Annotated in this window: 29 protein-coding genes; 23 read left to right on the top strand and 6 right to left on the bottom strand. The window is 63.2% G+C overall.

Annotated features, from left to right (window positions below; all coding sequences use genetic code 11):
• Nucleotides 1-661: 661 nt before the first annotated feature.
• The gene (locus FO488_RS05320) at nucleotides 662-2,359 is read left to right on the top strand and encodes a methyl-accepting chemotaxis protein (protein ID WP_149209598.1); all 1,698 of its coding nucleotides are present in this window, start codon (nucleotides 662-664) and stop codon (nucleotides 2,357-2,359) included.
• Nucleotides 2,360-2,441: 82 nt separating this feature from the next.
• Here the strand turns inward: FO488_RS05320 and FO488_RS05315 are convergent, their stop codons facing one another.
• Complete coding sequence (locus FO488_RS05315) at nucleotides 2,442-3,281, bottom strand: response regulator (protein ID WP_149209597.1); 840 nt, start codon at nucleotides 3,279-3,281, stop codon at nucleotides 2,442-2,444.
• A gap of 255 nt (nucleotides 3,282-3,536) precedes the next feature.
• On the opposite strand from FO488_RS05315, the gene FO488_RS05310 reads away from it, so the two are divergent.
• The 10 genes from FO488_RS05310 to FO488_RS05260 all read left to right on the top strand — a co-directional run bounded on the left by FO488_RS05310 (nucleotide 3,537) and on the right by FO488_RS05260 (nucleotide 11,249).
• Nucleotides 3,537-4,154 (top strand): hypothetical protein, encoded by a 618-nt coding sequence (locus FO488_RS05310; RefSeq protein ID WP_149209596.1) that lies wholly within the window; start codon nucleotides 3,537-3,539, stop codon nucleotides 4,152-4,154.
• A complete protein-coding gene (locus FO488_RS19870) occupies nucleotides 4,138-4,338 on the top strand; it encodes a hypothetical protein (RefSeq protein ID WP_149209595.1) in 201 nt (66 codons plus the stop codon). Before FO488_RS05310 ends, FO488_RS19870 begins: the two co-directional genes overlap by 17 nt.
• Nucleotides 4,339-4,382: 44 nt before the next feature.
• Nucleotides 4,383-4,574 (top strand): DUF1499 domain-containing protein, encoded by a 192-nt coding sequence (locus FO488_RS19865; protein WP_240732185.1) that lies wholly within the window; start codon nucleotides 4,383-4,385, stop codon nucleotides 4,572-4,574.
• 281 nt (nucleotides 4,575-4,855) lie between these two features.
• Nucleotides 4,856-5,245: a hypothetical protein gene (locus tag FO488_RS05295; protein WP_149209593.1), complete on the top strand. Its 390-nt coding sequence runs from the start codon at nucleotides 4,856-4,858 to the stop codon at nucleotides 5,243-5,245.
• 11 nt (nucleotides 5,246-5,256) lie between these two features.
• Nucleotides 5,257-5,736, top strand: coding sequence for a hypothetical protein (locus FO488_RS05290; protein WP_149209592.1), 480 nt, complete (start codon nucleotides 5,257-5,259; stop codon nucleotides 5,734-5,736).
• A gap of 291 nt (nucleotides 5,737-6,027) precedes the next feature.
• Complete coding sequence (locus tag FO488_RS05285; RefSeq protein ID WP_149209591.1) at nucleotides 6,028-6,678, top strand: hydrolase; 651 nt, start codon at nucleotides 6,028-6,030, stop codon at nucleotides 6,676-6,678.
• A 175-nt stretch (nucleotides 6,679-6,853) separates the two neighbouring features.
• The gene (locus FO488_RS05275) at nucleotides 6,854-7,822 is read left to right on the top strand and encodes an alpha/beta fold hydrolase (RefSeq protein WP_149209590.1); all 969 of its coding nucleotides are present in this window, start codon (nucleotides 6,854-6,856) and stop codon (nucleotides 7,820-7,822) included.
• Nucleotides 7,823-7,841: 19 nt separating this feature from the next.
• Nucleotides 7,842-8,423 (top strand): antibiotic biosynthesis monooxygenase, encoded by a 582-nt coding sequence (locus FO488_RS05270; RefSeq protein WP_149209589.1) that lies wholly within the window; start codon nucleotides 7,842-7,844, stop codon nucleotides 8,421-8,423.
• Nucleotides 8,424-8,434: 11 nt separating this feature from the next.
• Nucleotides 8,435-10,261 carry an amidohydrolase gene (locus tag FO488_RS05265; protein WP_149209588.1) on the top strand — a complete coding sequence of 609 codons (1,827 nt, stop codon included), beginning with the start codon at nucleotides 8,435-8,437 and terminating at the stop codon, nucleotides 10,259-10,261.
• 79 nt (nucleotides 10,262-10,340) lie between these two features.
• Nucleotides 10,341-11,249: a pirin family protein gene (locus FO488_RS05260; protein ID WP_149209587.1), complete on the top strand. Its 909-nt coding sequence runs from the start codon at nucleotides 10,341-10,343 to the stop codon at nucleotides 11,247-11,249.
• Nucleotides 11,250-11,444: 195 nt separating this feature from the next.
• On the opposite strand, the gene FO488_RS05255 is transcribed toward FO488_RS05260, so the two are convergent.
• From FO488_RS05255 to FO488_RS05245, 3 genes are all read right to left on the bottom strand, one after another.
• On the bottom strand, nucleotides 11,445-11,777 hold the full coding sequence (locus tag FO488_RS05255) for a hypothetical protein (RefSeq protein WP_149209586.1): 333 nt from the start codon (nucleotides 11,775-11,777) through the stop codon (nucleotides 11,445-11,447).
• A 10-nt stretch (nucleotides 11,778-11,787) separates the two neighbouring features.
• The gene (locus FO488_RS05250; RefSeq protein ID WP_149209585.1) at nucleotides 11,788-11,979 is read right to left on the bottom strand and encodes a GSU3473 family protein; all 192 of its coding nucleotides are present in this window, start codon (nucleotides 11,977-11,979) and stop codon (nucleotides 11,788-11,790) included.
• A 111-nt stretch (nucleotides 11,980-12,090) separates the two neighbouring features.
• Nucleotides 12,091-13,197 carry a hypothetical protein gene (locus FO488_RS05245; protein WP_149209584.1) on the bottom strand — a complete coding sequence of 369 codons (1,107 nt, stop codon included), beginning with the start codon at nucleotides 13,195-13,197 and terminating at the stop codon, nucleotides 12,091-12,093.
• Between the two features lie 271 nt (nucleotides 13,198-13,468).
• Here FO488_RS05245 and FO488_RS05240 point away from each other — a divergent pair, with 271 nt between their 5' ends.
• Both FO488_RS05240 and FO488_RS05235 read left to right on the top strand, forming a co-directional pair.
• A complete protein-coding gene (locus tag FO488_RS05240) occupies nucleotides 13,469-14,221 on the top strand; it encodes an OB-fold nucleic acid binding domain-containing protein (RefSeq protein ID WP_149209583.1) in 753 nt (250 codons plus the stop codon).
• Nucleotides 14,211-14,756, top strand: a complete 546-nt coding sequence (locus FO488_RS05235; protein WP_149209582.1) for a DUF523 domain-containing protein — start codon at nucleotides 14,211-14,213, stop codon at nucleotides 14,754-14,756. Before FO488_RS05240 ends, FO488_RS05235 begins: the two co-directional genes overlap by 11 nt.
• On the opposite strand, the gene scpB is transcribed toward FO488_RS05235, so the two are convergent.
• Nucleotides 14,743-15,522 carry a methylmalonyl-CoA decarboxylase gene (scpB, locus tag FO488_RS05230; RefSeq protein WP_149209581.1) on the bottom strand — a complete coding sequence of 260 codons (780 nt, stop codon included), beginning with the start codon at nucleotides 15,520-15,522 and terminating at the stop codon, nucleotides 14,743-14,745. The genes FO488_RS05235 and scpB overlap by 14 nt on opposite strands.
• 180 nt (nucleotides 15,523-15,702) lie before the next feature.
• On the opposite strand from scpB, the gene FO488_RS05225 reads away from it, so the two are divergent.
• The gene (locus FO488_RS05225; RefSeq protein ID WP_149209580.1) at nucleotides 15,703-17,283 is read left to right on the top strand and encodes a sensor histidine kinase; all 1,581 of its coding nucleotides are present in this window, start codon (nucleotides 15,703-15,705) and stop codon (nucleotides 17,281-17,283) included.
• Nucleotides 17,284-17,494: 211 nt separating this feature from the next.
• Here the strand turns inward: FO488_RS05225 and FO488_RS05220 are convergent, their stop codons facing one another.
• Nucleotides 17,495-18,922, bottom strand: coding sequence for a sigma-54 dependent transcriptional regulator (locus tag FO488_RS05220; RefSeq protein ID WP_149209579.1), 1,428 nt, complete (start codon nucleotides 18,920-18,922; stop codon nucleotides 17,495-17,497).
• 432 nt (nucleotides 18,923-19,354) lie between these two features.
• Here FO488_RS05220 and FO488_RS05215 point away from each other — a divergent pair, with 432 nt between their 5' ends.
• The 9 genes from FO488_RS05215 to sucC all read left to right on the top strand — a co-directional run bounded on the left by FO488_RS05215 (nucleotide 19,355) and on the right by sucC (nucleotide 26,859).
• Nucleotides 19,355-19,591, top strand: a complete 237-nt coding sequence (locus FO488_RS05215) for a hypothetical protein (protein ID WP_149209578.1) — start codon at nucleotides 19,355-19,357, stop codon at nucleotides 19,589-19,591.
• 76 nt (nucleotides 19,592-19,667) lie between these two features.
• The gene (locus FO488_RS05210) at nucleotides 19,668-19,904 is read left to right on the top strand and encodes a hypothetical protein (RefSeq protein ID WP_149209577.1); all 237 of its coding nucleotides are present in this window, start codon (nucleotides 19,668-19,670) and stop codon (nucleotides 19,902-19,904) included.
• A gap of 224 nt (nucleotides 19,905-20,128) precedes the next feature.
• Nucleotides 20,129-21,181 carry a cytochrome c3 family protein gene (locus tag FO488_RS05205; RefSeq protein ID WP_240732184.1) on the top strand — a complete coding sequence of 351 codons (1,053 nt, stop codon included), beginning with the start codon at nucleotides 20,129-20,131 and terminating at the stop codon, nucleotides 21,179-21,181.
• Nucleotides 21,182-21,184: 3 nt separating this feature from the next.
• Nucleotides 21,185-21,922 (top strand): cytochrome b/b6 domain-containing protein, encoded by a 738-nt coding sequence (locus FO488_RS05200; RefSeq protein WP_149209576.1) that lies wholly within the window; start codon nucleotides 21,185-21,187, stop codon nucleotides 21,920-21,922.
• Between the two features lie 57 nt (nucleotides 21,923-21,979).
• Nucleotides 21,980-22,735 (top strand): cytochrome c3 family protein, encoded by a 756-nt coding sequence (locus tag FO488_RS05195; RefSeq protein ID WP_149209575.1) that lies wholly within the window; start codon nucleotides 21,980-21,982, stop codon nucleotides 22,733-22,735.
• Between the two features lie 216 nt (nucleotides 22,736-22,951).
• Complete coding sequence (locus tag FO488_RS05190; RefSeq protein ID WP_149209574.1) at nucleotides 22,952-23,836, top strand: cytochrome C; 885 nt, start codon at nucleotides 22,952-22,954, stop codon at nucleotides 23,834-23,836.
• 195 nt (nucleotides 23,837-24,031) lie between these two features.
• Complete coding sequence (locus FO488_RS05185) at nucleotides 24,032-24,574, top strand: menaquinol oxidoreductase (protein WP_149209573.1); 543 nt, start codon at nucleotides 24,032-24,034, stop codon at nucleotides 24,572-24,574.
• Nucleotides 24,575-24,615: 41 nt separating this feature from the next.
• A complete protein-coding gene (tsaB, locus tag FO488_RS05180) occupies nucleotides 24,616-25,368 on the top strand; it encodes a tRNA (adenosine(37)-N6)-threonylcarbamoyltransferase complex dimerization subunit type 1 TsaB (protein WP_240732183.1) in 753 nt (250 codons plus the stop codon).
• Nucleotides 25,369-25,689: 321 nt separating this feature from the next.
• Nucleotides 25,690-26,859 carry an ADP-forming succinate--CoA ligase subunit beta gene (gene sucC, locus FO488_RS05175; RefSeq protein WP_149209572.1) on the top strand — a complete coding sequence of 390 codons (1,170 nt, stop codon included), beginning with the start codon at nucleotides 25,690-25,692 and terminating at the stop codon, nucleotides 26,857-26,859.

Here is a 26,859-nt window from a genome sequence, read left to right as displayed (position 1 = left end):
AGTTTCCTGGTCAGCGGTTAGGTATGGATTTCCGGCAACAGGGCGGACCATCGGCTGACGGCCGCCGCACGGAAACAAAAAAGGCCAAAATGCCTCCTCCCCGTGGGAAGAAGTTTTTGGCCTCCAGCAATTCTGGTCAGCAGTTTTTTCAGTCAGGGCAATGGGTGGCTACCGCATATCCATTACATCCATGTTTATTATAGATATTTCTTCGCGGCGCAATTGTCAAGCTCTTTTTGCACATTGCTTGCACAATTTGGCCCGACGGAAAGGCAGCGGCGCGCACGCAAAAAAGACCTTTCCCCGAGGTTTTGTTTGTTTGTTTACCAAACTAATGCTAATCTGGTTCCATGCATACCGTGGCAAATATCATCATCCTGTGCGGCCTGATCTTCGGTCTGGTCCTCTTTTTTGTCTCCCGCAGGCGATAACGCCCCTGCACGCCCCCTGCCCCGCCGGGCCGCAACAATCATGATGCCGGGACCACCACTCTCCGCATCGTCCCCCCCCGGTGGGTGAAAACGCTTTGAGCCCCCCGTCTCCCCCGCCCGCTCGGGCACGAAAATATCCCGGGATTTTCTGATATACTTGATTCGCTTTCGGCAGCTCGGTGCCGGTTCCGGCGCCGCGGCGCACATACTGTTTCTCTACGGGGGGCGACATGGTTACGGGAAAACACGGGCTGGGATTCGGGAACAAGATACTCCTGATGGTGCTGGCGTGCAGCATCGGGCTGGCGTTGGCGACCACCTGCATCGCCTTGAAGGAGTATGTGGCCGCGTACCATAGCTCCATCGAAATGTATAAAAAATCCCTGTTCAGCGATTTCGACACCCAGGCCAAAAACCAGGTGGAGATGGCCGTCAGCATGTTGCAGGCGGTCTACGACCGCGCCCAGAAGGACGGCACGTCGCCGGAAGAGGCCCGGAAACTGGGCGCCGACCTGCTGCGCGGCCTGAAGTACGGCAAGGACGGCTATTTCTGGGCCGACACCACCGAGGGGGTCAACGTCGTCCTCCTGGGCAAGCCGGTGGAGGGCAAGAGCCGCATGGATTCCCAGGACGCCAAGGGGAAATACCTGGTCCGGGAGATCATCAGGAACGGGATGCAGCCGGGGGGCGGCTTCACCGACTACTGGTTCCCCCGGGCGGGTGAAAGCAAACCGGCCCCGAAACGGGGCTACTCGGCGGAGTTCAAACCCTTCGGCTGGGTGATCGGCACCGGCAACTACGTGGACGACCTGGACGCCCTGGTCAACAAGGCCGCCGACGAGAGCATGAAGAGCCTCAAAGAAGGGATCTACCTGATCATCGGCGTCACCGTGGTCCTGATCATCCTCATCTCCGTCGTGTCGATCTTCGTCACCCGGCGCCTGCTGCTGCACATCGGCACCGAGCCGACCCACCTGGAGGAGATCACCCAGCAGGTGGCGGCCGGCGACCTGACCTACCGCTTCGAGCAGGGGCGCGGTGGGGTCTACGAGGCCATGCGCCGGATGGTGGAGCAGTTGCGCCAGGTCATGGACAAGGTCAACAGGAGCTCCCAGGAGGTGGCCTCGGCCTCGGTGCAGTTGAACGGCAACGCCGACCAGATGGCCAGCGCCTCCCACGAGGTGGTCGGCCAGGCCAACACTGTGGCCACGGCCAGCGAAGAGATGTCGGCCACCAGCATGGATATCGCCAACAACTGCCACCGGGCCGCGGAGAGCTCCAACCAGGCCAGCAGGACGGCCCAGGCCGGCGCCGCCATCGTCAGGGGCACGGTGGACGGCATGAGCCGCATCGCCGACAAGGTGCGCAGTTCCGCCACCGTGGTGGAGCAGCTCGGCACCCGTTCCGACCAGATCGGCGCCATCGTGGCCACCATCGAGGACATTGCCGACCAGACCAACCTTTTGGCCCTGAACGCCGCCATCGAGGCGGCCCGGGCCGGGGAGCAGGGGCGAGGGTTCGCGGTGGTGGCCGACGAGGTGCGCGCCCTGGCCGAGCGTACGGCGCGGGCCACCCGCGAGATCGGCGAGATGATCAAGAATATCCAGGGCGAAACCCGCCAGGCGGTGTCCGCCATGGAGGCAGGGGTGCGGGAGGTGGAGCAGGGGACCGCCGAGGCGGCCCGCTCCGGCCAGGCGCTGGAGGAGATCCTGGAGAAGATCAACGAGGTCACTGCGCAGATCAGCCAGATCGCCACGGCAGCGGAGGAGCAGACCGCCACGACCCGGGAGATATCCAACAACATTCAGCAGATTTCCGATGTGGTGGAGATGAGCGCCAAGAGTTCCATGGACATCTCCCAGTCCTCCTCGAGCCTGTCCCGGCTCTCGGTGGAACTGCAGGACATGGTCAGGATGTTCCGGGTGTAACGCCCCTGGTGAGCCCCCTCCCGCCGGGAAGGGGGCTCTCGTCCGCCGGCGCATGGCGCACGATGGGGGCGCTCCCCGCGCCTTACGCATCCCCCTCGGCCCCCGCGTCCCCCAAGGCCCGTTTCACCCTCGATACGAGCGTAATCTCCTTCACCGGCTTGGGCACGTAATCGAAAAACCCCATGGTGAAGACCCGCGCCTCGTCCTCGTCCGACATCTTGTCGCTGATGAGGACGACCGGGATGGTGCGGATCTCGGGAATGGCCTTGAGGGATTTCAGCAGGGCAAAGCCGTCGAGCTTCGGCATCACCTTATCGACGATGATGAGGTGGGGCTTGGTGGCGATGACCTCCTTGAACCCCTCCATACCGTCGTTGGCAACCACCACCCGATACCCTTGCCGAGCCAGAATATCCTTCAGGACGGTCTGGGTGACCACGTCGTCGTCCACCACGAGCACCGTTACCTGCTGCGGCTCCTGCACGCTTTTCCCCAGGTAGAAGGTGCTGACGGCCTCGTAGATGTGCCTGCGGCTGGCAACGCACGGGATGATCTGCAACCCGTTGTTCACCGCGAAATTGTCCACGACCTTCATGTCGGTGGGGTCGGCCACCGCCAGGGCCAGCTTCTTCCCCTCCAGCTTCAGGGGAAAAACCAGGTGTTGGAGCGCGAACTCGGGGGTGACAACGCCCAGCACCTCCTGGCTATAGGAATAGCTCGCCAGGTTCGAGACCCGCTTCAGACCGAATTGCTCCGCAAGCGCCCCGGCGAGCTCGTCCCCCGTAACCAGGCCCATATCTTCGAGGGTCCAGCCGAAGCGGTTCTGGCGGCGCTTGGCGACGGCGAGCAGGCGCTCGACGGAGAGGGGGGTCAAGATTCCCTTCTCCACAAGAATCTGTCCGAGTTTTTTCCACTGCTGCATGGTTGACGCTCCTGATTTTTCGAGAGAATTTGGACGAACATCGCGGCACACCCTGGTTCGCCCCGCTCCGGACTGGTACCATAATACCATTACGCTTTATTAATGCAATAATATCGCGCCAGATGCCGCCGGGATCCCGGCGGAGAGTGCACAAAAAAGACCCCGCCACGTCGCGTGGCGGTCTTTTTTTCCCATTACCCTCTCCGCCGCCCTGTTTTTGTGGTATGTTTGACAGCATCGACAAAGGGGTACCCCATGAAGAACAGCGATATGATGCCCCGCGCCGCACAGGCGATGAGGATCGCCCTCGCGTGCTGCCTGCTCGCCATGACGGCAGGCTGTTCCGGCGGCCTTGCGCTGGTCGGCAGCCTTGACACGGAAACGGAGACGTGGGCCAACAGTGTTGTCTCCCGGGAACCGCAGGGCCCTGAAGAACTGGCGGTATGCAATGCCGCGAAGTCGAGGAAGGCTGTCAGCAGCGGCGGCATCACGGCGGTATTCCTTGCCGGAGACCATGCACATCAGATAGTCATCGCTGTTGCAGGGTCAGGCCAGGAAGTTGACGAAATGACCCCGAAAAAGCTCACCAACTACCTCGTGGTGGACGGCAAGATCCGGGCCTACTCAAAGCCGGTCATGGCGCCATCTCCCGATGTGGACTATGAAAAGACCGTTTACTCGGCAGCCACAGGAGCGCTGTCCCCGGCCGGATTTTCCGTGATCATCTATTCCCGCCCCACCAGGGACCTGACGATCAAGGGAACGAGAAAGACCGGTTGCACCTTCAAGGTCACGGTGCTGGACGGCTTCGACTCGGCCGGCAAGGTACTGTCGGAGCGCAGCGTCAACATCTGCTATGACAACCTCCCGTAACCGCTTTCCTCCCGGGGGCGCAGACAGGCTGTTCGCCCCCTGCCGCCTGCCGGGCGAACAGCCCGATCCGTTGCGGCTCATCATCAGGGGCATGTTTATGGGTATCCTGTCGGGCATCCTGGCCGGTTGTACCGGTGACCGCCCCACCGACCTGGGGGCACGGGACGGCCGATTGGCCGCCTGAAGCGGCTCCTTGCCCGGCGGGCCGACGCGACCGTCATCCAGGAGGTGCCCGGATACCTGCGGGTCGAGCTGCGGACCACCCTCTTCGTGGACGACGCCGAATTCCTGCTGGACCGGGAACGAAACTGCATCCAGGTGCGTTCCGCCTCGCGGGTCGGGTATTCGGACCTGGGGAAGAACCGCCGCCGGATGGAGGAGATTCGGGAGGCGTTCCGGCTGGCGGGGGCGAGGTCGTGAACCGGCAGGGGTGTCATGCCTCCCTGAGAACGACAGGCCACGGAGTCCCGAAACGACAGAAGTCCACGAAAAAATACCTGCCTTTGCGCTGCCCGGCGCCCCTGCGACTCTGCAACTCTGCGACAGATTTTTTTCCCGGTTGAATGGCCGGCGCAGCCGCACCGCCTCATTCACTGCAATAATCTTCCTTTTTTCGTCGCTTCATGGTAAAAACAGCAAATATGACGCATGTGTTGCACCCTATTTCGATTGTTTGACGTGTACCCGGGGAGCCGTAACGAATGAAGAGCTGTAATGGATATTGCGTGGTGATGCTGTCGCTGGCCCTGTGCGGATGCGGCGCCGCCCCGTCAGGAACGCCGGCGGCGGACGGCACCGTGGCGTTAGCCACCTATTCAGGCTCCCGGTCCGCCACCACGACGAACGACGGCGAGACCGCCTCCCTGGCGATCTACATCAACGGCGTGCCCCTGAACGAGATCGCCGCCAATGCCGCCCTGCTCGGCATCGACCTTGCCGGAGCGGACGGCGCACCTTCGCCACACCCGGACGCGGCGTCCCGCCCGCCCCTCGGGCACAACACCGCCGTCATGGCAAAGGCCCTTTCCTTCCCCCCCGCTTTCACCAATGCCACCTCGGCACCGAAGGGTATGCCTGCGCCCGCACTCTAAGGAGGTGGCCGATGATAGGCCGCGCAACGGCAGCCCGGTTCTCCCGGTGGGCAGCAATCTTCATGGCGCTGGCCGGCTGTGCCGAAAAGCCGGCAGGCATCGGCGACCTCTACCTGGAATCCCGGACCGCCCTTGAGGCCTATCGAGCGGGCAATTACCGCTACCTCCCCACCAACAGGAACATCACCGTCACCACCAAACAGGTTGCAGAGAAGGTCAGGATCGTCGCCATCGGCTTTGTCGGCGGCAGGAAGATGGCCCTGCACCTCACCTTCCCCGCCGAGTGCCTGCTGAAGAACGCCACCTGCCTCCACGACGCCAACCGGGAGTTCGATGCCCTGAAAAAGTGCGTGGATACGGCGACGGGCGGCTCTCCCGCGCCGGACTCCTGCTCCGTCTCTACGCTCATCATCAACGATGGGACCGGCGCCGTCATCAGGGACCGGCGCCATGCGCCCCACATGGACGTCTGGGTGTACGACGTGGACTAACCCCCTGTGGGGCGTTGCACAACAGGGCGCAAGCGGTGCGCCCCTCCAACCGGGTTTCATCTGGTTGACCACCGGAGTACGACCGCCCCACTCCCTTGAAGGAGGGTGAAGAACGTCCCGCTGAAATGGCCGGGCCGCCGAAGGAGATACCCTTCGCGCTGCCCGGCCTTTCTTATGCGGTGAAGGTTTGGGCCGCTCCGCCCTTCCGACCGTATTTTACTGTTGCAACTATTTTTTGAAAGGACTTAAATTGTCGTTAAGGACAAAAACAGTCCTAGAGGAGGCAATTCCATGAAAACCGAACTGCTCAACCCGGCCAACAGCGCCGTCGTCTTCATCGACTTTCAGCCCCAGATGACCTTCGGGGTTGCCAACATCGACCGCCAGACCCTTTTCAACAATGTTCTTCTGCTCGCCAGAGCGGCAAAAATCTTCAAGGTCCCGACCATCCTCACCACCGTCGAGACCAAAAGTTTCTCGGGCAACATGTGGCCCCAACTCCTGGACATCTTCCCCGACCAGGAACCGATCGAACGCAGTTCCATGAACTCGTGGGAAAGCGGGGAATTCGTCGCCGCCGTCAAGGCGACCGGGAGAAACAAGCTGGTCATGGCCGCCCTCTGGACCGAGGTCTGCCTGGCCTTCCCCACCCTGGAGGCCATGAGGGCCGGCTTTGAGGTCTATGCCGTCGAGGACGCCTCGGGGGGCACCTCGGTGACGGCTCACAACGCCGCCATGCGCCGCATCGAACAGGCGGGGGCGGTCCCGGTGACCGCACTCCAGGTACTTCTCGAATACCAGCGGGACTGGGCGCACAAAGAGACCTACAACGACGTCATGGCGGTGGTCAAGGAACTGTGCGGCGCCTACGGCCAGGGTGTGGAATACGCCTACACCATGGTGCACGGCGCGCCTCCCAGCCGGGCCGGCGGCGGGCACTAGCCCACGTTCCATAACGCGAGCTTCGGCAAGGAGAGCTGCATGGCCAAGGGCGGCTGCCCGGTTTCCAAGTTGTTCAACACCGAAATCACCCTGGAGGCGACACTCGTGTCATAGGGCGCGAGGCCATCCCTGCGGCGACCTCCGGCGGACCGTCAGGAAAGCAGAGGTTAACATCATGATAGATCACACGATATCATCCCGACGGGGCTTTACCGTCGGTTGTGCCATCATTGCCGCAGTGGCGCTGCTGGCCGTTTCACCGCTCCGCGCCGCGGCAGAGCCGGCCCCGGCCGGCTTTGCCGAGCGCTTCGCCCAGGTCAACGGGGTCCGGCTGCATTATCTCATCGGCGGTACGGGCAGCCCCGTGGTCCTGCTGCACGGTTATGCCGAAACCGGTCTGATGTGGCGTCCGCTCATGAAGCCACTCGCCCGGCACCATACCGTCATCGTTCCCGACCTGCGCGGCGCAGGGGGATCGGCCAAACCGGAATCCGGCTACGACAAGAAGAACATGGCCGTGGACATCCATGAATTGACCTCATCGCTCGGCTTTGACCGGGTGAGCATCGTGGGGCACGACATCGGCCTGATGGTGACCTACGCCTACGCCGCCCAGTTTCCCCGGGCCACCGAGCGCGTCGTGCTCATGGATGCCTTCCTGCCCGGCATCGGCACCTGGAAGGAGGTCTGGCTGATGCGCGACCTGTGGCACTTCCATTTCTACGGCGCGGTGCCGCTGGCCCTGGTCAAGGGGCGTGAGCGCACCTACTTCGAGCATTTCTGGAACGACTTTGCCGCCGATCCCAAGCATTCGGTGCCCGAGGCCGACCGCCGCCTCTATGCCAGGGCCTACGCCCAGCCCGGTGGCATGCGCGCCGGGTTCGAGTACTTCCGCGCCTTCGAGCGGGACGCGAAGGACTTCGAACTGCTCTCGCAGAGCAAGCTCCCTATGCCGGTGCTGGTCCTGACCGGCGAGAAAGCCAGCGGCACCTTCCTCATCGAACAAACCAGACTGGTGGCTACGGATGTCAGGGGGGCGGTTGTCCCCGGCTCGGGGCACTGGCTGATGGAAGAGGCGCCCACGGTGGTGATTCCCGCGATCATCGACTTCATCGATGGACCGCCGGGGACCGGTACGCAGTAATCATGAACCGGCTAACGTCATGAACACCTACGGAACAGCGGAGAAACCGGCAGAGGTTGTCGCCGTCCTGACGTTGCGCACGGTCAGGACCGGATGCGAAGAACGGTTCGAGGCGGAGTTGCATGACTTCATCGCCCGCTCCCTGCACGCCGAGGGGCAACTGGGGGTGCATGTCCTGCGACCGGAGCCGGGCACCGGGTCTCGCGAATACGGGATTGTACGCCGTTTCGGCACAGGAGAGTGCCGCGACCGCTTTTATGCCTCATCCCTGTTCCGCCAGTGGGAAGCAGCCGTTGCGCCGTTGACCGAGGGAGCGCCACAACGCCAGGAGGTGTCCGGCCTGGAAACCTGGTTCACCCTCCCCGGCCACCAGGCGCTGGTCCCCCCTCCCCGCTGGAAGATGGCCGTCGTCACGGTCCTGGGCGTCTGGCCGGTCAGCATGCTGGTACCCTGGCTGCTGAATCCTTTCATAACCAACCTGTCCCAGCTATTGCAAGCTTTGGCGATAGCCGTGGGCATTGTCATTGTTCTCACCTGGGCGGTCATGCCGGTGCTGGCGAGAATGCTCCGGCCCTGGCTGGGACACCGCCCTCAAAGGTAGGGGGTAGCGCTATGAACGCACCTGACATGATTCTGTATAACGGCGCCATTGCCGCAGCGGATGGCGGCCATTCCACGGCTTCCGCCGTTGCCCTGAGCGGCGGCCGGATCACCGCCCTGGGCGGCGAAGAGGTGCTGGCCCACGCCCCTGCCGCGACCCAGCGGATCGACCTCAGGGGGCGCACCGTCGTCCCCGGCCTGAACGATTCCCACATCCACGTCATCAGGGGGGGGCTCAACTTCAATATGGAGCTGCGCTGGGACGGGGTGCCCTCCCTGGCCCTGGCGCTTCACATGCTGCGCGATCAGGCCCGCCGCACCCCACCGCCCCAGTGGGTGCGGGTCATCGGCGGCTGGACCGAGTTTCAGTTCGCCGAGCGGCGCATGCCGACCCTGGAGGAGATCAACGCCGCCGCCCCGGACACCCCGGTCTTTGTCCTGCACCTGTACGACCGGGCATTCGTCAACCGGGCCGGGCTCCGGGCCCTGGGGTACACGAAGGAGACTCCAAGCCCTTCCGGCGGGGAGATCCAACGGGACAGGTCCGGCAATCCCACCGGTCTGCTGATCGCCAGGCCCAACGCCATGATCCTCTACGCCAGCCTGGCCAAGGGGCCCAAGCTCGGCTTCGACGACCAGGTCAACTCCACCCGCCACTTCATGCGCGAGTTGAACCGGCTCGGCATCACCAGTTGCATCGACGCCGGCGGCGGGTTCCAGAACTACCCCGACGACTACCGGGTGATGGAGGAGTTGGCGGGACGGGACGAACTCACCCTGCGCATCGCCTACAACCTGTTCACCCAGCGCCCCGGGCAGGAGTACGATGATTTTGCCCGCTGGGCCGACATCACCGAACCGGGACACGGCAACGACGTCTACAAGGTGAACGGCGCGGGCGAGATGCTGGTCTTTTCCGCAGCCGACTTCGAGGACTTCCTGGAGCCGCGCCCCGACCTGCAGCCGGTCATGGAGGCCGAGTTGAAGAAGGTGGTGGCCCTGCTGGCGGAAAAACGCTGGCCGTTTCGGCTGCATGCCACCTACGATGAATCCATCACCCGGTTCCTGGACGTGTTCGAGGCCATTGACCGGGAGATCCCCTTCAACGGGTTGCGCTGGTTCTTCGACCATGCCGAGACCATCTCGGAGCAGAGCATGGAGCGGGTGCGCCGCCTGGGGGGCGGCATCGCCATCCAGGACCGCATGGCCTTCCAGGGCGAATACTTTGTGGAGCGCTACGGGAAAAAAGCGGCCAGCATGGCCCCGCCCATCTCGACCATGCTCCGCATGGGGATCCCGGTGGGCGCGGGCACGGACGCCACCAGGGTGGCGAGCTACAACCCCTGGGTTTCGCTCTACTGGCTGGTGACCGGCAAGACCGTGGGGGGCCTCTCCCTGTACGGCGAGGAGAACCGCCTGGACCGGGCCACGGCCCTTGGGCTCTACACCGAGGGGAGTTCCTGGTTTTCCGGGGATAAGGGCAAAAAGGGGCGCATCGCGGTGGGCCAGTTCGCCGACCTGGCGGTGCTGTCGGCCGACTATTTCAGCGTGCCCGACGAGGAGATCAAGGGGATCGAGTCGCTTTTGACCATCATGGGGGGACGCATCGTCCATGGGGCGGGCGACTTCGCCTCCCTGGCGCCGCCCTTGCCGCCGGTCTCTCCCGACTGGTCGCCCACGGGCGTCTATGGCGGGGCATACCGGGATGGCCATGGCGAACCTGAACTGCCTGCCCTGGCGGCGGCCGGTTCGTGCGACAACCCGCTCCACCGGCATACCCACCGGGTATTCGGCGAGGTCGGCCCCTGGGGGGTTGGTTGTACATGCTTCGCATTCTGATATGATTGTTGGGGTGTATGAGTCCCATAGGACTCATGGGACTCATACACCCCAAATCTCCCTGAAAGGAAATCCCCCCATGACCACCCGCGCCATCGACAAGCTGTACAAAAGCCGCCCCACCGTCGAGGGGGCCGGCGTCCACCTGAAGCGCGCCTTCGGCAACTCCCAGGTGCCGTTGTTCGACCCGTTCCTGATGCTGGACGACTTTCACACCGCCAACCCGGCCGAATATCTGCCCGGCTTTCCCTGGCACCCCCACCGGGGCATCGAGACCATCACCTATGTCCTGGAAGGGGTGGTGGAACATGGGGACAGCATGGGCAACAAGGGGGTCATCGGCCCCGGCGACGTGCAGTGGATGACGGCCGGCAGCGGCATCATCCACCAGGAGATGCCCCAGAAGAGCCCGACCGGCATGATGTGGGGCTTCCAGTTCTGGGCCAACCTGCCGGCCGACCGGAAGATGATGGCGCCCCGCTACCGGGACGTGAAGGCGGCCGACATCCCGGAGGTTACCCTGGATTCGGGGGTCAGGGTCAAGATCGTCAGCGGCAGGGTCAACGGGGTCCAGGGGCCGGTGAGGGATATCGTGATCGACCCGGAGATGCTGGACGTGAGCATCCCGGCCGGCGCCGCCTTCCGCCACCCGGTCACGGCCGGACATACCGCCGTCGCCTACGTGCTGGACGGCGAGGGGTATTTCGACGAGCAGCGGGACGCCTTTGCCTACGAGATGGCGGGCTCGGGATGGATGGATCTGGACCGGCGCTGTATCTGCGGACCGGAAACCGTGGTCCTCTACAAACGCGAAGGGAGCGACGTGCTGATCGAAGCGGGGGAACGGCCGGTCCGTTTCCTGTTCATCGCGGGGAAACCGCTCCACGAGCCGGTAGCTTGGTACGGCCCCATCGTCATGAACACTCAGGAAGAGTTGCGGGTCGCCTTCGAGGAGTTCCAGAACGGCACCTTCATCAAGGGGGCATAGGGGGACAATGCGTGGCGGGGAGCCATCACGGGCAAGGGTAGGCCAGGGAAAACCATCGCGCAGGGGGTGAAGGGGGCACAACCCGAATACGGATAACATCGCCCCCAGCCCGGCAAACGTGTTTTTTCCGGCGAGTCGCCGTTGCTCCGTGGCCCAGTGGCCTGAGTGACGTCGTGAGGCCGGGGCCCGCGGCGTTTATTTGTCGCCGGCGGCGGGACCCTCGGGCGGGGGGGACGACGGCTCGGGAACGGGCTGCGGATCGGCCGGCTGCGGTTCGGCGGGGGGCGGTTCCGGGGGAGGTGCCGCGGGAGAGCATGCCTTGACGCAATCGCCATATGCAGTGGTGTTTTTTTCGACGCACTGCCGGTGGTCTTCATCCGAATAGCCGCCGGCCGGCGGACAGTACATGTCGTTCGACCGTTTGTCGCCCGCGCAACTGTTGATGCAGTCGGATCTGTCGTCGGCAAGGGCCGCCCCCGCCAGGGGGCAGAGGACGAGGAAGAGCATGGTGGTGAGGAGGATTCGCATGGTGAGTCCCTTACGCCTTTCTTCGTTCTTTCCCGTCATAGGCCTTTGTGCCGGACGCCCCCCGCAGGGGGTCCTTGGCAACCCTCACCCAGCCGTCGGAACGGCGGAAAGCGAGGATGCGCCTTTTCTGGATAAACGATTCGAGTTCATCGTCACCCACAACGCCGGGAGTGCCGTCTATGAATAATACCGGAATCTTCATGGGTCGTTGTAGCAAACTTTCTCGGCGGCAACAATCCCCCAAAGTTGGGAAAGATTGTGACCCGGGACCGGAGGCGGTGCAGGGGCCATCCCCCTGCACCGCCCTTCTGCGTTACTGGATCTCGCGGATCGTGCTGTTGTTGGCATCCGCCACATAGAGGTTCGTCCCGTCGGAGGCGATGCCCACCGGGAAGTAGAACCGGGCGAAATTCTTGCTGCCGTCGCTCGAGCCGGAGGTTGCCGCGACACCGGCAATCGTGGTCACCGTTCCGCTGGCGATGACGATCTTGCGCACGATGTGGTTGTTGGCATCGGTCACATAGAGATTGGTGCCGTCCGTGGTGATGCCGTTGGGCGCGTAGAAGCTGGCGCTGGCGCCGACACCGTCGGCGGAGCCGTAGTAGCTCGTGCTCCCGGCCAGGGTGGTCACCGCCTTGCTGGAAATGACGATCGTGCGGATCAGGTTGTTGTTGAAATCGGACACATAGAGATTGGTACCGTCCGTGGTGATGCCGGCCGGGACGTTGAAGGTCGCGGCGGTCCCGGTGCCGTTGGCCGAGCCGGCGGTTCCGGCGCTCCCCGCAATGGTGGTGACGGCGCCGCTGGTCGCATCCACCTGGCGGATGGTATTGCTGTTGGCGTCGGTGACATAGAGGGTGCTGCCGGAGATGGCGATGCCGGCGGGGCCGTTGAAGGTCGCGGCGCTTGCGGTCCCGTCCGCCGTCCCCGCCGTCCCCGCCTTGCCGGCGAGGGTGGTTACCGCCTTGGTCGCGATGTTGATCTTGCGGATGGTGTGGTTGCCCATGTCGGTTACATAGAGATACGTCCCGTCCGTGACGATGTCGTGGGGGTAATGGAAGGTCGCCGCAGTGCCCGTCGCGTCAAGGGAACCACTGGTGCCGGCGATGCCCGCGATGGTGGTGACCTGGCCGGTTGCCAGCACCAGTTGGCGGATGGTGTTGCTGCCGTAATCCGTCATGTAGAGCGTCGTTTTGTCGCTGGAGACGGCCATGCCGTTGGGGATGGAGAAACGCGCCGCCGTCCCGATCCCGTCGGCCGTTCCGGTCACGCCGGCGCTGCCGGCAATCGTCGAAACGGTGTTCTTGGTGGTCTCGTAGGACGTGCCGGAGGAGTACAGCGGCCCGGAACTGCTTGACGATCCGCCGCAACCGGCGAGTGTTGCCAGGGCAAGGAACCAACATACACCTGTCTTTTTCATGTCATTCTCCCTTTTTTGGGTCCGGCTCGATTTTTTCGTCGGCACCCCGACCGTTTCCCCGCAGTCTCGCGGCATCGGTGCGCACGTGACCACGTTTTAGCAGATTTTTCCCCGACTCACAAGACCCCATAACGTGTAAACACAACGAATAACACCGCTTTACCGGCCGGGGGCAGGCGGCGTCCGGGATGGGAAGGGGGGTTGAAATAAGGCTTGTGCATCGCACCGGAAAACAATATGATTTTCCGCAAACACCCCCAAAGGAGCCTCCATGACTCGAAGCCTACCGTTGTTCAGCATCATTCTGGCCATCTCGCTCGCAGCGGCGACCCAGACCGCCCAAGCCTTTCCCAAGGGAGGGTTCACCAACCTCTCCGCGGCCCGGCATGCCGGGGAAACGCCGCTCCCCCTCTCCGGAACCGTGGCGGAGACCATGAATGCGGGTGGCTACACCTATATCGCCCTGGAGAACAAAGGGGCGAAGAGCTGGGTGGCCGTCCCCCAGATGGAAGTGACCGTGGGCAAGAAGATGTCGTTCAGTCCCGGGGTCGAGATCGCCAACTTCTCCAGCAAGACCCTCAACCGCACCTTTGAGCGGATCGTCTTCTCCCAGGGGCCCACGGAACAGCAGGCACCCGCTCCGAAAGCCGCCCCCAAGGAGGCTCCGGCAAAAACCGCCGCCGGCAAGAACGGCACCGCCAAGGTGGAAAAGGCCGCCGGGCCCAATGCCTATACGGTGGCGGAACTCTACAAGAACAAGAATACCCTCAACAAACGCAAGGTCGCGGTCAGGGGGAAGGTCGTCAAGGTGGCCATGGGGATCATGGGGAAAAACTGGGTCCATCTGCGGGACGGCAGCGGCAGCGCCAAGAAGAAGACCAACGACCTCACCGTCACCACCACCGCGGCCGCGCCCAACGAGGGTGATGTGGTCACGGCCGTGGGGGTGCTCCGCAAGGACCGGGATTTCGGCGCCGGCTACAAGTATGAACTGATCATCGAAGACGGCACCCTTGAGCCCTGAACCGGCGGCCGCCCCCATCGTCATCGGCGTCAGCTCCTGCCTGCTGGGGGAGCGGGTGCGCTATGACGGCGGCCACAAGCGCGACCGGAACATCACCGAGTGTCTGGGGCGTTTTTTCCGGTTCGTGCCGGTCTGCCCCGAGGTGGCGTGCGGCCTGCCCGTACCCCGGGAGCCCATGCGCCTGGAGGGGGACCCGGCCGCCCCGCGCCTGATGACGAACCAAACCCGCATCGACCTGACCGGCCGGTTGCTTTCCTGGTGCGAAAAGCGGGTTATTGAGTTGGAAAGGGAGGATCTGTGCGGCTTCATCTTCAAAAAGAATTCGCCCAGTTGCGGCCTGTTGCAGGTCCCGGTCTACGATGACGGCGCGGCGGCCGGGAGCGGTAGCGGCTTGTTCGCCGCAGCCGTAACGGCCCGCTTCCCGCTTTTGCCGGTGACAGAGGAGGGGCGGCTGGACGCCCCCGGCTTCCGGGAGGACTTCATCGAGCGGGTCCTCGCCTACCGGCGCCGGAAGGCTTTCCCTATTCCCCCTTGAAAACGGCCGTGCGCTTCTCGTTGAAGGCGTTCTTCCCCTCCAGGTAGTCGTAGCTGTCGTAGACCTTGCGCCGCAGCCCCTGGATGCGCTCGAAGGTTTCGGGGCTCAGGGGGTGGGAGTTGCCCAAAAGGCGCAACTGTTCCTTGATCACGGCGATGGCCAGGGGGGAGTTCTCGGCAACCTGGTGCGCCAGGTCGTAGCAGAAGCGCTCCAACTCCTCCGTTGGCACCAGATGGTTGAGGATGCCGATCTGGAGGGCACGCTGTGCGTCGATCGGCCTGGCGGTGAAGAACATCTCCCGGGCCAGGCGCGGCCCGACCACGTTGATGAAGTGCAGGATGCCGGTGGAGTTGTAGGGGACCCCGATCTTGGCCGGGGTGATGGCGAAGGAGCAGGAGGGGCAGCCGATGGCCATGTCGCAGATGAAAGCCAGGTCGCAGGCCCCGCCCCACACGCTCCCCTCGATCATGGCGATGACCGGCGCCGGGAAGAGCTGGATCTCCCGCAGCGCCTGTTCCAGGGGGTCGTTGTAGGAGAGTGGGTCGCGCCCCGGCACCGGCAGTTCGGTGATGTCGAAGCCGGAGGACCAGACCTTGACCCCCGCCTGGGCACGGATGATCACGGCCCGAGCCTTGCGTTTGGCGAAGAGCCGCAGGGCCTCGATCAGCTCGCGGAGCAGTTCGTTGGAGAGGCTGTTGCGGGTCTGGGCGTGGTTGAAGGTCGCGGTACCCACGTGGCCGCTGTAGGATGACAGGATAAGGGACATGGGAATCCTCCCCTGACTCGAATGTGTTCCTTATACCGGCATCTGGGGGAAATGCAAGCGGCCGGGGGATCATTCTTCTCCGGTGGGGCGCATACGATGCGCCCCACTTGACTTGTTGCGCCAAACGCAGTATGTAGCCAGGAAACCATAACCGCGTAATTCCGAACGCAAAGGTCATCCATGCGCCTGCGTCTCTCCCTCATCGTCAAGCTTACCCTGGCCACCTCCCTGATCCTGGTCGGCTTCATGGGCCTGCTGGACTACATCAACCTGAAAAACTTCCGCAAAGCCACCATCGAGTACGCCATTTCCAACGCCGACCAGTTGACGGAGATCATCAACCAGAGCGCCTACGACGCCATGATGAAAAACGACAAGGCCAGCCTGTACCAGATGGCCGACCGGATCGCCCAGAGCAGGAGCATCGAGCACATCAGCATCATCGACCGGGGCGGCAAGGTCGCCTACTCCAGCCACAAAAGCGAGATCGGCACGGTCATCGACCAGAAGAACGCGGCCTGCATCTTCTGCCATCAACCGAACAACACCCGGCTCTTTTCCCCCACCAACAACAGCAGCCGGCTGTACCGGACCGCCAACGGCATGGAGGTGCTGGGCTACACCAAGGCCATCTACAACCAGCCGGAATGCTCCACCGGTCCCTGCCATTTCCACAGCAGGGAGCACCACATCCTGGGGGTGCTGGACATCACCCTTTCCCTGGAGAACCTGCGCCAGCAATCCCACGAATACCGCATGCAGTTCATCGTCATGACCTTCCTGCTGCTGCTCTTCATCGGGGTGCTGATCACCTTCCTGACCCAGCGCCTCGTGGACCGGCCGGTGCAGCGCCTGGTGCAGCACACGGCCAAAGTGTCGGCGGGCGACATGGACGCCCGCATACCGGTCACCAGCGACGACGAATTGGGGGATCTCTCCGAGGCGGTCAACGACATGACCGAGAGCCTCGCCAAGGCCAACGAGGAACTGAAGGAATGGGCCGGCAACCTGGAACACAAGGTGGAGGAGCGGAGCCAGGAGATCAAGCGGATGCAGGCCCAACTCCACCGTTCCGAAAAGCTGGCCTCCCTGGGCAACCTGGTGGCGGGCATCGCCCATGAGATCAACAACCCCCTGAGCGGCATCCTGCTCTACGCCTCCATCGTGGACAACGACAAGCGCCTCGATCCGACCCTCAAGCCGGACCTGGAACGGATCATCGCCGAGTGCCGCCGCTGCGCCGAGATCGTCAAGCAGCTCCTGGAGTTCTCCCGCGAGGCGCTCCCCCACAAGGAAGCCATCTCCCTCAACACCCTCCTGGACAAGGTCGTGGGCCTGCTGCAGCACCAGCCCAGCTTCCGGAACATCGCCATCAAGCGCTCCTACGACCCGGACCTGGGAGAGGTCTTCGTGGATTCCAACCAGATGCAGCAGGTCTTCGTCAACCTGTTCATCAACGCCAGCCACGCCATGCCCAAGGGGGGGGTGATCAGCATCGTCACCTCCCAACCGACCGGCGGCGACTACGCCCGGGTGGAGATCGGGGATACGGGGTGCGGCATCTCCGAAGAGGACCTGCAGCGCATCTTCGACCCCTTCTTCACCACCAAGGCCGAGGGGACCGGGCTGGGGCTCTCCATTTCCTACGGGTTCGTGGAAAACAACGCGGGGCAGATCGAGGTGACGAGCAAGGTGGGGGTGGGGACGACCTTCATCATCCTCCTGCCGCTCCAGGAGGGCGGCGGGGAGGAACAGGCGTAAAATTAAAGGGCAATTCTGCCACGGAGACGCAGAGACACGGAGAACATCAAAAGCAGGAGCTTTTTACAGGGATGAACAGGATGAAGGGGATAAAACTTGAAACTTGGTTACGAGCAAAAGCATAAAGCTTTATCCTGTTTATCCCCTTCATCCATGTAAATAAGATTTTCTCTGTGTCTCCGTGTCTCTGTGGCAGATGTTCCTCTGAACTTCATTTTTCCAACTGTGCCTTCACCGAGATCCCCAGCCGCTTGAGCATCCCCTGGAAATTGGGGCGCAGGATGCCGGTCTCCTCGGCGGCCCGGGTGATGTTCCAGTTGTTCCGCTCCAGGGCCCCCATGACAAAGGCCTTTTCGATGCTCTCCACCGCCTGGTCCCGGATGTGGCGCTTCATCTCCTTCAATTCGTCCGAGGTGTGGGGGACGTACCCCTCCGCCAGCCCGGGCACAAGCGACGCCTCGGGGCGGTCCGGGGCGAGTTCCAGGTCCTCCTTGTGGATGACCTCGCCCATGGTCAGCACCACCGCGCGCTCGATGGCGTTCTCCAACTCCCGCACGTTGCCCGGGTAGTCGTAGGACTCCAGCAGCGCCATGGCGTCCGGCGCGATCCCCCGGATGTTCTTGCCCACGGCAGCGGTGAATTTCTTCAGGAAATGGCTGATGAGCAGGGGGATGTCTCCCTTGCGCTCCCGCAGGGGGGGCAGTTCGATGGGGATGATGTTGAGGCGGAAGAACAGGTCCTCGCGGAAGCTCCCCTCACCCACCATGGTGCGCAGGTTGCGGTTGGTGGCAGCCACCAGGTGGATGTTGATCGGGACCGGCTGGGTCCCGCCGATGGGGGTCACCATCCGCTCCTGGAGGACCCGCAACAGCTTGGCCTGGGTAGCCATGCAGATGTTGGAGACCTCGTCCAGGAACAGGGTGCCGCCGTCGGCCACCTTGAAAAGACCGGTCTTGGCCTGGACCGCCCCGGTGAACGCCCCCTTGACGTGGCCGAACAGTTCGCTTTCCAGGAGGTTTTCCGCCAGGGAGCTGCAGTCCACGGCCACGAACGCCTTGTCGCTCCGTGGGCTGTTCTCGTGGATGGCCCGGGCGACCAGTTCCTTGCCGGTGCCGCTTTCGCCGGTGACCAGCACCGTGCTGTCGGTGGCGGCCACCTGCATGATCCGGTGGTAGACCTTCTGCATCTCCCTGCTCTGGCCCACGAAGCGGTCGAAGCCGTGGCGGGAGGCGACGGCATCCTTTGCCTTGCCGAGTTCCTCCATGAGCAGGACCCGCTGCTCCAGGGCCCGGTCGATCTTCTGGAGAAGCTGCTCGGGGGTGAAAGGTTTGGCGATATAGTCCACCGCCCCGTTCTTCATGGCCTCCACGGCCGTATCCACGGTGGCGTAGCCGGTGATGATGATGACCGGCGCTTCGGGCTGGAGGGTCTTCACCGCCTTGAGGACCTCGATGCCGCTCATGCCCGGCATCTTCAGGTCGGTGACGATCAGGTCGAACTCCCGGGCGTGCAGGGATTCGATGGCGCTGTGACCGCTCACGCACGTTTCGACGTCAAAGCCCTCCCCTTCGAGAATGCGCCTCAGGCCGTCCCTGATCACCGCCTCGTCATCGACCACCAGCACCCGGAACTGTCCCATGTCCCATCTCCTTCCCGTACCGATCAACAGATCAACAGTGCATTAGTTTCAAAAGCATGTCAACTACCCAAAACATAATAGTTTTCACTTTTTTGGCAAGACGCCGCCGCACATCGCTCCACTTATCCCGCCTGTATAATTTCGCTATACGGTTGTGCCTCTCAACGATCACCCCGTAAAACCTGAACAATCCCGACTTGCTATGGACCTGCCTGCGCCCGCCCCCTTTTTCGACTGTATGGGATTGCTATACAGGCGGCCGCGCCTTCGCCCGCGCCCCGTGCCCCGCCGTTCCCGGGCGTGGGGATATACCTTGAATCATTTAAACGAGTTATCGTTATTTTTTAAGCAGTTGCACGATCATGGCACGGTCGATGCTCTGGCAATGGGCAAGGAAACACGAGGACAAACACAGCAGGAAAGGAGAGAGCCATGAAAACCGTATCAGCAACGCTATTGTCCCTGATGATCACCGCCGGCACGGCGCTGGCGGCGGGAGGGGGAGCAGAGGGAGAAGGCCTGAGCCTGTTGGCCACATTCTTCATCGCATTCGGCATCCTGATCGTCCTGTTCCAGTTCGTTCCCGGCATCATGCTGCTGGTCGGCATGCTCAAGGGGGCCTTTTCGGCAAGCGGGAAAAAGGCACAGGAAACCGGCGGCGACAAATAGCGCCGCACCCGGTGAAAAAGGGCTTGGACACCTTTCCAAACAGACTGTGAATGTTATACTACCGAAGGAGGACGCCATGAAAACCACATCATTGATCACCACCCTCACGATCGCCATCGGTTCCGCATCCAGCGCCTTTGCGGCAAGCGGCGCGCGGGAAGACAACAGCGGGCTCTTCGTCTGGATCTTCCTGGGCTTCTGCGCCCTGATCGTCGTCGCCCAACTCATGCCGGCGGTCCTGATGATGCTCGGGTTCGCCAAGGCCATGGGCAGGAACAAGGCAGTCGAACCCCAAACCGTGACCCATAAATAGCACGGCACAGACCGGCACCTGTGCCGGTTTCGCGTCGGGGATGAAGCCACGCGGCCAGGATGGAGGCCCCGAGGCGCGCCACTGGTGTGCGCCAAGGAGCCGAAGACGGGACGCGGGCGCCTCGATCCGGAATCGGCGGAACATCTCCGAAACAATGCGCACCAGACAGCACAACTGTCCCGCCGCCCCGCACGGGACGGGGCCCGGGGAAAAGGAGAGCTCACGTGAAGACGGATGTTTGCAGAGCGATACTGTGCCTGGCTGTTCTCATGCTGCCCGCCGCCGTTTGCGCGGCGGTGGCGGACAATGACGGCTGCCTCGCCTGCCACGGCAACCGGGAGGTTGCCAAAAGAGGAGGCGAACGGCTGTACGTGGAGGCGAGCACCTTCGCCGCCACCACCCACGCCCTGATTGGGTGCACCTCGTGTCACGACTCGGTGACGGCGGCCCATCCCAAGGACGGCTCGCGCCCCACCAAGGCCAGGTGCAAGGAATGCCACGCCCCCATCCAGGCGGAATACGGCGCAAGCCTGCATGGCGCCAAGGCGACCTGCAACGATTGCCACAACCCCCATGAAGTCAAGCCGGGCATCGCGGCCTCCGGCGACTACCTGAACGCCAGGTGCGCCAGGTGCCACGACAAGAACAAGACCATCAAGAGCCATTCCAAATGGCTTCCCCAGGCCGACCTGCACCTGGATTCGCTTCCCTGCGTCACCTGCCACACCGGCTCCAAGAGTTATGTCATCACCATGTCCATCGAAAACAAGAAGCCGGGCGACCCCCACGGCGACTTCAAAACCGCCGCCTACGGCGAACTTACCGCGCTGCGCCCCATAAACGGGGATGTGAGCCGGCTGGTGGACAAAAACGGCGACGGCTTCATCTCCCTGGCCGAACTGCGGGAGTTCAACCGCGAGGCGCGCGGCAAGGGGATGCGGCTCTGGGGGATGATGACCCCCGAAACGGTCACCCATACCTACCAGATCAACGAGAAGTGCTGGGATTGTTCCTTCTGCCACTCGTCGGGACCCAAGGCGATGCAGACCAGCTACGTGGCCTTCCCGGACAAAAACGGCAACGTGACCCGCCTGGCGGTTGAAAAAGGGGCCATCCTTGATATTCTGTACGGGACGCCCGATTTCTACATGCTCGGCACCACCAGAAGCAGCGCCCTCAACATCGTCGGCGCGCTGATCATCGCCGGGGGCATGATGATGCCGATCGGCCACGGTACCCTGCGCTTCCTCACCAGAAAAAACCGGAAGGAGCACTGAGCCATGAAACATACGGAACAGGTCTACCTCACCCCCATGCCGGTCAGGATCTGGCACTGGCTGAACGCCTTCGGCATCGTGACCCTCTGCGTCACCGCCCTGCAGATCAGGTTCCCCGAATACGTGAATATCTTCGGCACCTACAAGGCGGCCATCAGGCTCCACAACACCGCCGGCGTCGTGGTCTCCATCTCCTACGCCCTCTGGCTCGTCTACTACATGTTCGTGGCCGGCACCCTGCTCAAGCTCTACGTCCCGACCCTGGAGGACATCAAGCACGGGCTCTTCCGCCAGGCGTTCTTCTACTTCTTCTACTATTTCCTGGGGCGGCCCAACCCGCACCACAGCACCCCGGACTGCAAGTTTAACCCGATGCAGAAGGCCGCCTACCTGATGATCATGCTGGTGCTTTTGCCGCTGGTGATCCTTTCGGGGGTGATCCTGATGTACATCGCCCCGCTGCGTGAGATCTTCATGGTCATCGGCGGGATCAAGACGCTGGTGAGCGCCCACTTCCTGATCGCCTGCTGTTTCTGCGCCTTCCTCTTCGTGCACATCTACCTGGCGACCCTGGGTCACACCCCCTTCGCCCACTTCAAACCGATGTGGGACGGCTGGGAGGAAGAGGAGGTCGAGGACGAAACGGAACCGGCAACCCTGGCCGCGGCCGAGCCGGTTCGGGTATCGGCGGCCGAACCCCGTTCGGTGGCGCACCGCTCCGGCGGGGCGGAAACGGCGTAGGCAGCGCCGTGGCAGCTAAACATCATCCACAGGAGGAGCTCCATGCGTCGTAATCCCATGCTTATTATGACTACCCTGGCGGTTTTGTTATGCGGTATGATGGCCCATGCCGTGGATATCCGGGATATCACCTTCACGACGAACAATGCCGGCAAGGTGCTCTTCAGCCACAGGAAGCACATCCAGCAGAAACAGATGGCCAACAACTGCAAGGCCTGTCACGATACCCTCTACCCATTCAAGAAAAAGGCCAGCTACACCATGGCCGACATGGAGAAGGGGAAATCGTGCGGGGCCTGCCATGACGGCAAAGGCGCCTTTGCCCTGAAGGAGTGCGCCCGCTGCCACCAGGTGAAGGAGATCGCCTTTGCGGTGAAGGAGACCGGCACCACCCGGTTCAGCCACCAGAAGCACCTGGCCGCCAACCCTGACTGCACCGCGTGCCACCCGGCCCTGTTCGCGGCGGGCCACAACAAGCGGAGCACCATGGCGGAGATGAGACAGGGGAGATCGTGCGGGGCCTGCCATAACGGCAAGGAAGCCTTCGGCATCGACAAGTGCACCTCCTGCCACCCGGTGCGGGATCAGCGGTATGCCATCAAGGGGGCCGGCAACGTCACCTTCAGCCACGCCACCCACACGGGGCACTACCAATGCGGCAGCTGCCACACCAAGCTCTACGGCATCAGCCGCAGCAAGGCAAAGGTCTCCATGAAGGCCATGGAAAAAGGGCGGTCGTGCGGGGCCTGCCATAACGGCAAGGCGGCCTTCAGCGTCAAGGCCAACTGCGCCACCTGCCACAAGACCGGCTAGTGCCCCGGCACGGCGGCGTGGCTTCCGGCACGGCGGAGCGAGCGCCATGCCGGGGCCAAACGCCGCACGGAGGAGCAAACGGCGACGCCGCACGCACTCCGCCCAGCCGAAAAAAATACCGGCAACGCAGGGCAGAGGCAGGTAAGCGAGAGCAGCCGTGCCGGAAGCCGCGCCGCCGGCCTTTAAGCACCACTACCACCAGGGAGAGCCGAAACCATGTTCAAAACCCTCGCAGGACGGGCCCTCATTCCGGTCGGCATCGCCGTCACCGGCTTTGTCGTCGTATGCTTCCTCCTCCTCTACTCCGCCGTCAAGAACGTGGTCAACCGGGACACGGTCGGCTATGCCACCAACCTGGCCGACACGATCCTCAAATCCACCCGGTACGCCATGCTCAAGTCCGACCGGGAACTGCTCACCACGATCATCCGCAACATCGGCCAGCAGAAAGGGGTCGAACATATCCGCATCTTCAACAAGAAGGGGGTCGTCAACATCTCCACCCGGGCCGACGAACTGGACCGCCAGGTGGACAAGAAGACCGAGGGGTGCATCGGCTGCCACGCCGGGGCCACGCCGTCCGCCTCCCTGGGCAAGATGGAACAGGCGCGCATCTTCACCAACGGCGACGGCCGGGATGTCCTGGCCATCACCGCCCCCATCTACAACGAGCCGGAATGCTCCAATGCCGCCTGCCATATCCACCCCCCGGAACAGAAGATTCTCGGCATCCTGGACATCGGCCTCTCCCGGGAGATGCTCCTCGATACCCTGGCCTCCATCCGCAACCAGATGATCGTCTTCACCGTCATGATCCTCGTGCTGACCGTGGGCGGGGTCACGGCACTCCTGCGCCGGAGCGTCTTTCTGCCGCTGCAGAAACTGCGCCACCTGGCCGACCAGGTGGAGGCGGGCACGCCCCCCGCGATCCATCCCGCCCACTTCCCCCGCGAGCTTGACAGAATCGCCCAATGCCTCTATAACCTGAGCCAGAGGATTCGTCCCGCCGGCACTGGGCCGGCCACCAGCGACACGGGAACAGCGCCGGAGGCTTCAGCCGCCACAACGCATGTGCCACAGAGTCACAGAGACGCTGAGTAATAAAACCCAAGGGTTGCATCATCAGGAAGCGTATCGACGATCATCTGTTCCGGAGAGTGGTTTTGTTGAAAAAGGACTCCGTGATTTTCTCAGCGCCTCCGTGGCTCTGTGGCCAGACTGCTGTTTTGAGGTTCAAAGATGCTGGATACGCGAAACCGGGGCCCGGCTCCGGTCTCATGCACATCGGGCCACGCAATGACACAGACCGTTGACAATCAGCCGGCGACCGGCCTGGCGCAGCAGCAGAGCCAGGTAGAGCTGTTCGAACTGCAGCTCAGGGCTGACATCAGGCGTCTGGGCCACTTCTCCAACAGGGGGCTGTGGGCCTTTTCCCTGTTCATGCTCGTCAGCATGATGGCGTGGCGCGATTTCCCCATGCTGCCCCTGCCCGACAAGGTTGTCGCGGCCCTCGGTCCGCCGCCGGCGCCCCACATCATCAGCATCGTGCTCCTGTTCTACACCTTTTCCGCCATCATCCTCAGCCTGTCGCGCATGACGGCCGGCCTGGAGCACAAGAGCAGCTTCTGCCACGTGGGGTACCTGACCGGCTTCTTCCTCTTCTACCACTTCGCCAAGGCCCTGGACGACAACTTCTGGGCCGTCCTGGGCGCCGGGGTCACCATCCTGTCGGTGGAGAGCTACCGCATCTGGAGCTACTGCCGGGAGGCCCTCGGCCGCAAGACGGAACAGCTCGACTTCATCCAGCGGACCGGCCGGATACCGCCGGAGGACGAATAGTCAGCCGGTTAAACCGCACAGAAAGCCCCCTTTTTCAGGGGGTGAAGACCATCAACCCCGGGAACCCGCTTACCATGCACATCATCAGCATCGACTCCTCCACCGCCATCGCCGGCATCGCCCTGACCACCGATGAAGCCATCGTCGCGGAGGCCCTGTTCAGCGCCAACAAGACCCTGTCGGCCCGCCTCGTGCCGGAGATCCAGCGCATGCTGTCCGCCGCCGGGCTCACGGTGGCGGACATCGATCTCTTCGCCTGCGCCGTCGGTCCCGGCTCTTTTACCGGCGTGCGGGCCGGCGTCGCCACGATCCAGGGACTGGCCCTGGCCGCCGCCAAGCCGTGCGTCGGCTTCTCCACCCTGGCGCTGCTGGCCATGAACTTCCCCCTGGCCACCCTGCCGGTCTGCCCCCTGCTGGACGCCCGCAAGAACGAGGTCTACGCCGCCCTGTACGACTGTTCCGCCCCGCTCCCCGTCCCCCTCATGGCGGAGTGCGTCATGGGACCGGAGGCGTTTTTGGACCAGCTTCTGGCCGCCACCGCGGGGCCAGTGATCTTCACGGGCGACGGCGCCCTCCGCTACCGGGAGATCATCGCCGCGCGCCTGGGCGAGCAGGCCCGCTTCCCCTCCCCGTACCACCACGCGGGCCACGCCGCCAACGGCGCGCTCCTGGCCCTCCAGGCCCACCGCAGCGGCGCCACTCTGACCCCGGACCGCCTGCTGCCGGTCTACCTGCGCCCCTCCGAGGCGGAATACGCCAAGATCAACCAACAGAACACCCGCCAGTCGCGCTAAATTCCGCACGAGAACCCCAAAACCGGAAATATCCTGCTCGTTGTCTGCGCAAGCCCCAATTTCCCTCATCCGCCCCTTCGGGGCACCTTCTCCCGAGAGGAGAAGGGATGCTGATGCGCCCCTCTCCCAACGGGAGAGGGTGGCCGCAGGCCGGGTGAGGGGTCTTTTGAACTTCTGCACGAGCCGCAAACCTATTCCGCGGGTTATCTCCCGGCAAAATAATTTTATTAAAAATAAAATACTTCACTCAAAGTAAAATCACCTTGTCTCCACCCGTTTTCCTGGTATACTCCAGCAAAATCCCGACGGACGGAGCTTGCCATGAACATCCATGAGTACCAGGCCAAGGAGATTTTCAGCACATTCGGCATCCCCGTGCCCCGTAGCCGGGTGGCGCTCACCGCCGACCAGGTGGAGCGGGCCGCCAAGGAGATGGGGGGCCACTGCGTGGTCAAGGCCCAGATCTACGCGGGGGGGCGCGGCAAGGCCGGGGGGGTCAAGATCGTTCACCACCCGGAGCAGGCCAACGACGTGGCCAAGGAACTGTTCGGCAAGAAACTCGTCACCCCCCAGACCGGGCCGGAGGGGCTCAAGGTCCGCCGCATCCTGGTGGAGGAGGCGGTGGAGATCGCCCGGGAGTTCTACCTCTCCATCACCCTGGACCGCCAGACCTCCCGCTACTGCCTCATCGCCTCCCCCGAGGGTGGCATGGACATCGAGGAGGTGGCCCACAAATCGCCGGAAAAAATCCACGTCCTGACCATCGACCCGCTCATGGGGCTACGCCCCTACCAGGCCCGCAAGATGGCCCTGGCCCTGGGGCTCTCCGGGGTGGTGTGCGAGGATTGCGTAGAGTTGATCCTCAACCTGTACCGCTGCTGCCTGGAAAAGGACTGCAACCTGGTGGAGATCAACCCCCTGGTGGTCACCAAGGCGGGGTGGCTTCTGGCCATGGACGGCAAGGTGGCCTTCGACGACAACGCCGTGTACCGCCACCGGGAATACCCTGACATGGTGGACTACTCCCAGCTTGACCCACTGGAGATCAACGCCGGCAAGTACGATCTGGCCTACATCAAGCTGGACGGCTCCATCGGCTGCATGGTCAACGGCGCGGGGCTGGCCATGGCCACTCTGGACGTGCTCAAGGAGTTCGGCGGCGAACCGGCCAACTTCCTGGACGTGGGAGGCGGCGCCACGCGGGAGAAGGTCACCGAGGCGTTCAAGATCATCCTGGAGGACTGCGACGTGAAAGCGGTCTTTGTCAACATCTTCGGCGGCATCATGCGTTGCGACGTCATCGCCCAGGGGATCATCGAGGCGGCCAACGAGGTGCAGTGCCACCTCCCCATCGTGGTGCGCATGGACGGCAGCAACGTGGAGGAGGGCAAACGGCTCCTCATGGAATCGGGGCTGAACGTACAGGTAGGCGACAACCTGGGGGACGGCGCCAAGCGGATCGTCAAGATGCTGGGCCAGGGGGGTAAGTAA

The sequence above is a fragment of the Geobacter sp. FeAm09 genome (assembly GCF_008330225.1).
Lineage (GTDB): Bacteria > Desulfobacterota > Desulfuromonadia > Geobacterales > Pseudopelobacteraceae > Oryzomonas.
Note: the sequence above shows the minus strand (reverse complement) of the source record. Positions and strands in the feature narration are given on the sequence as shown.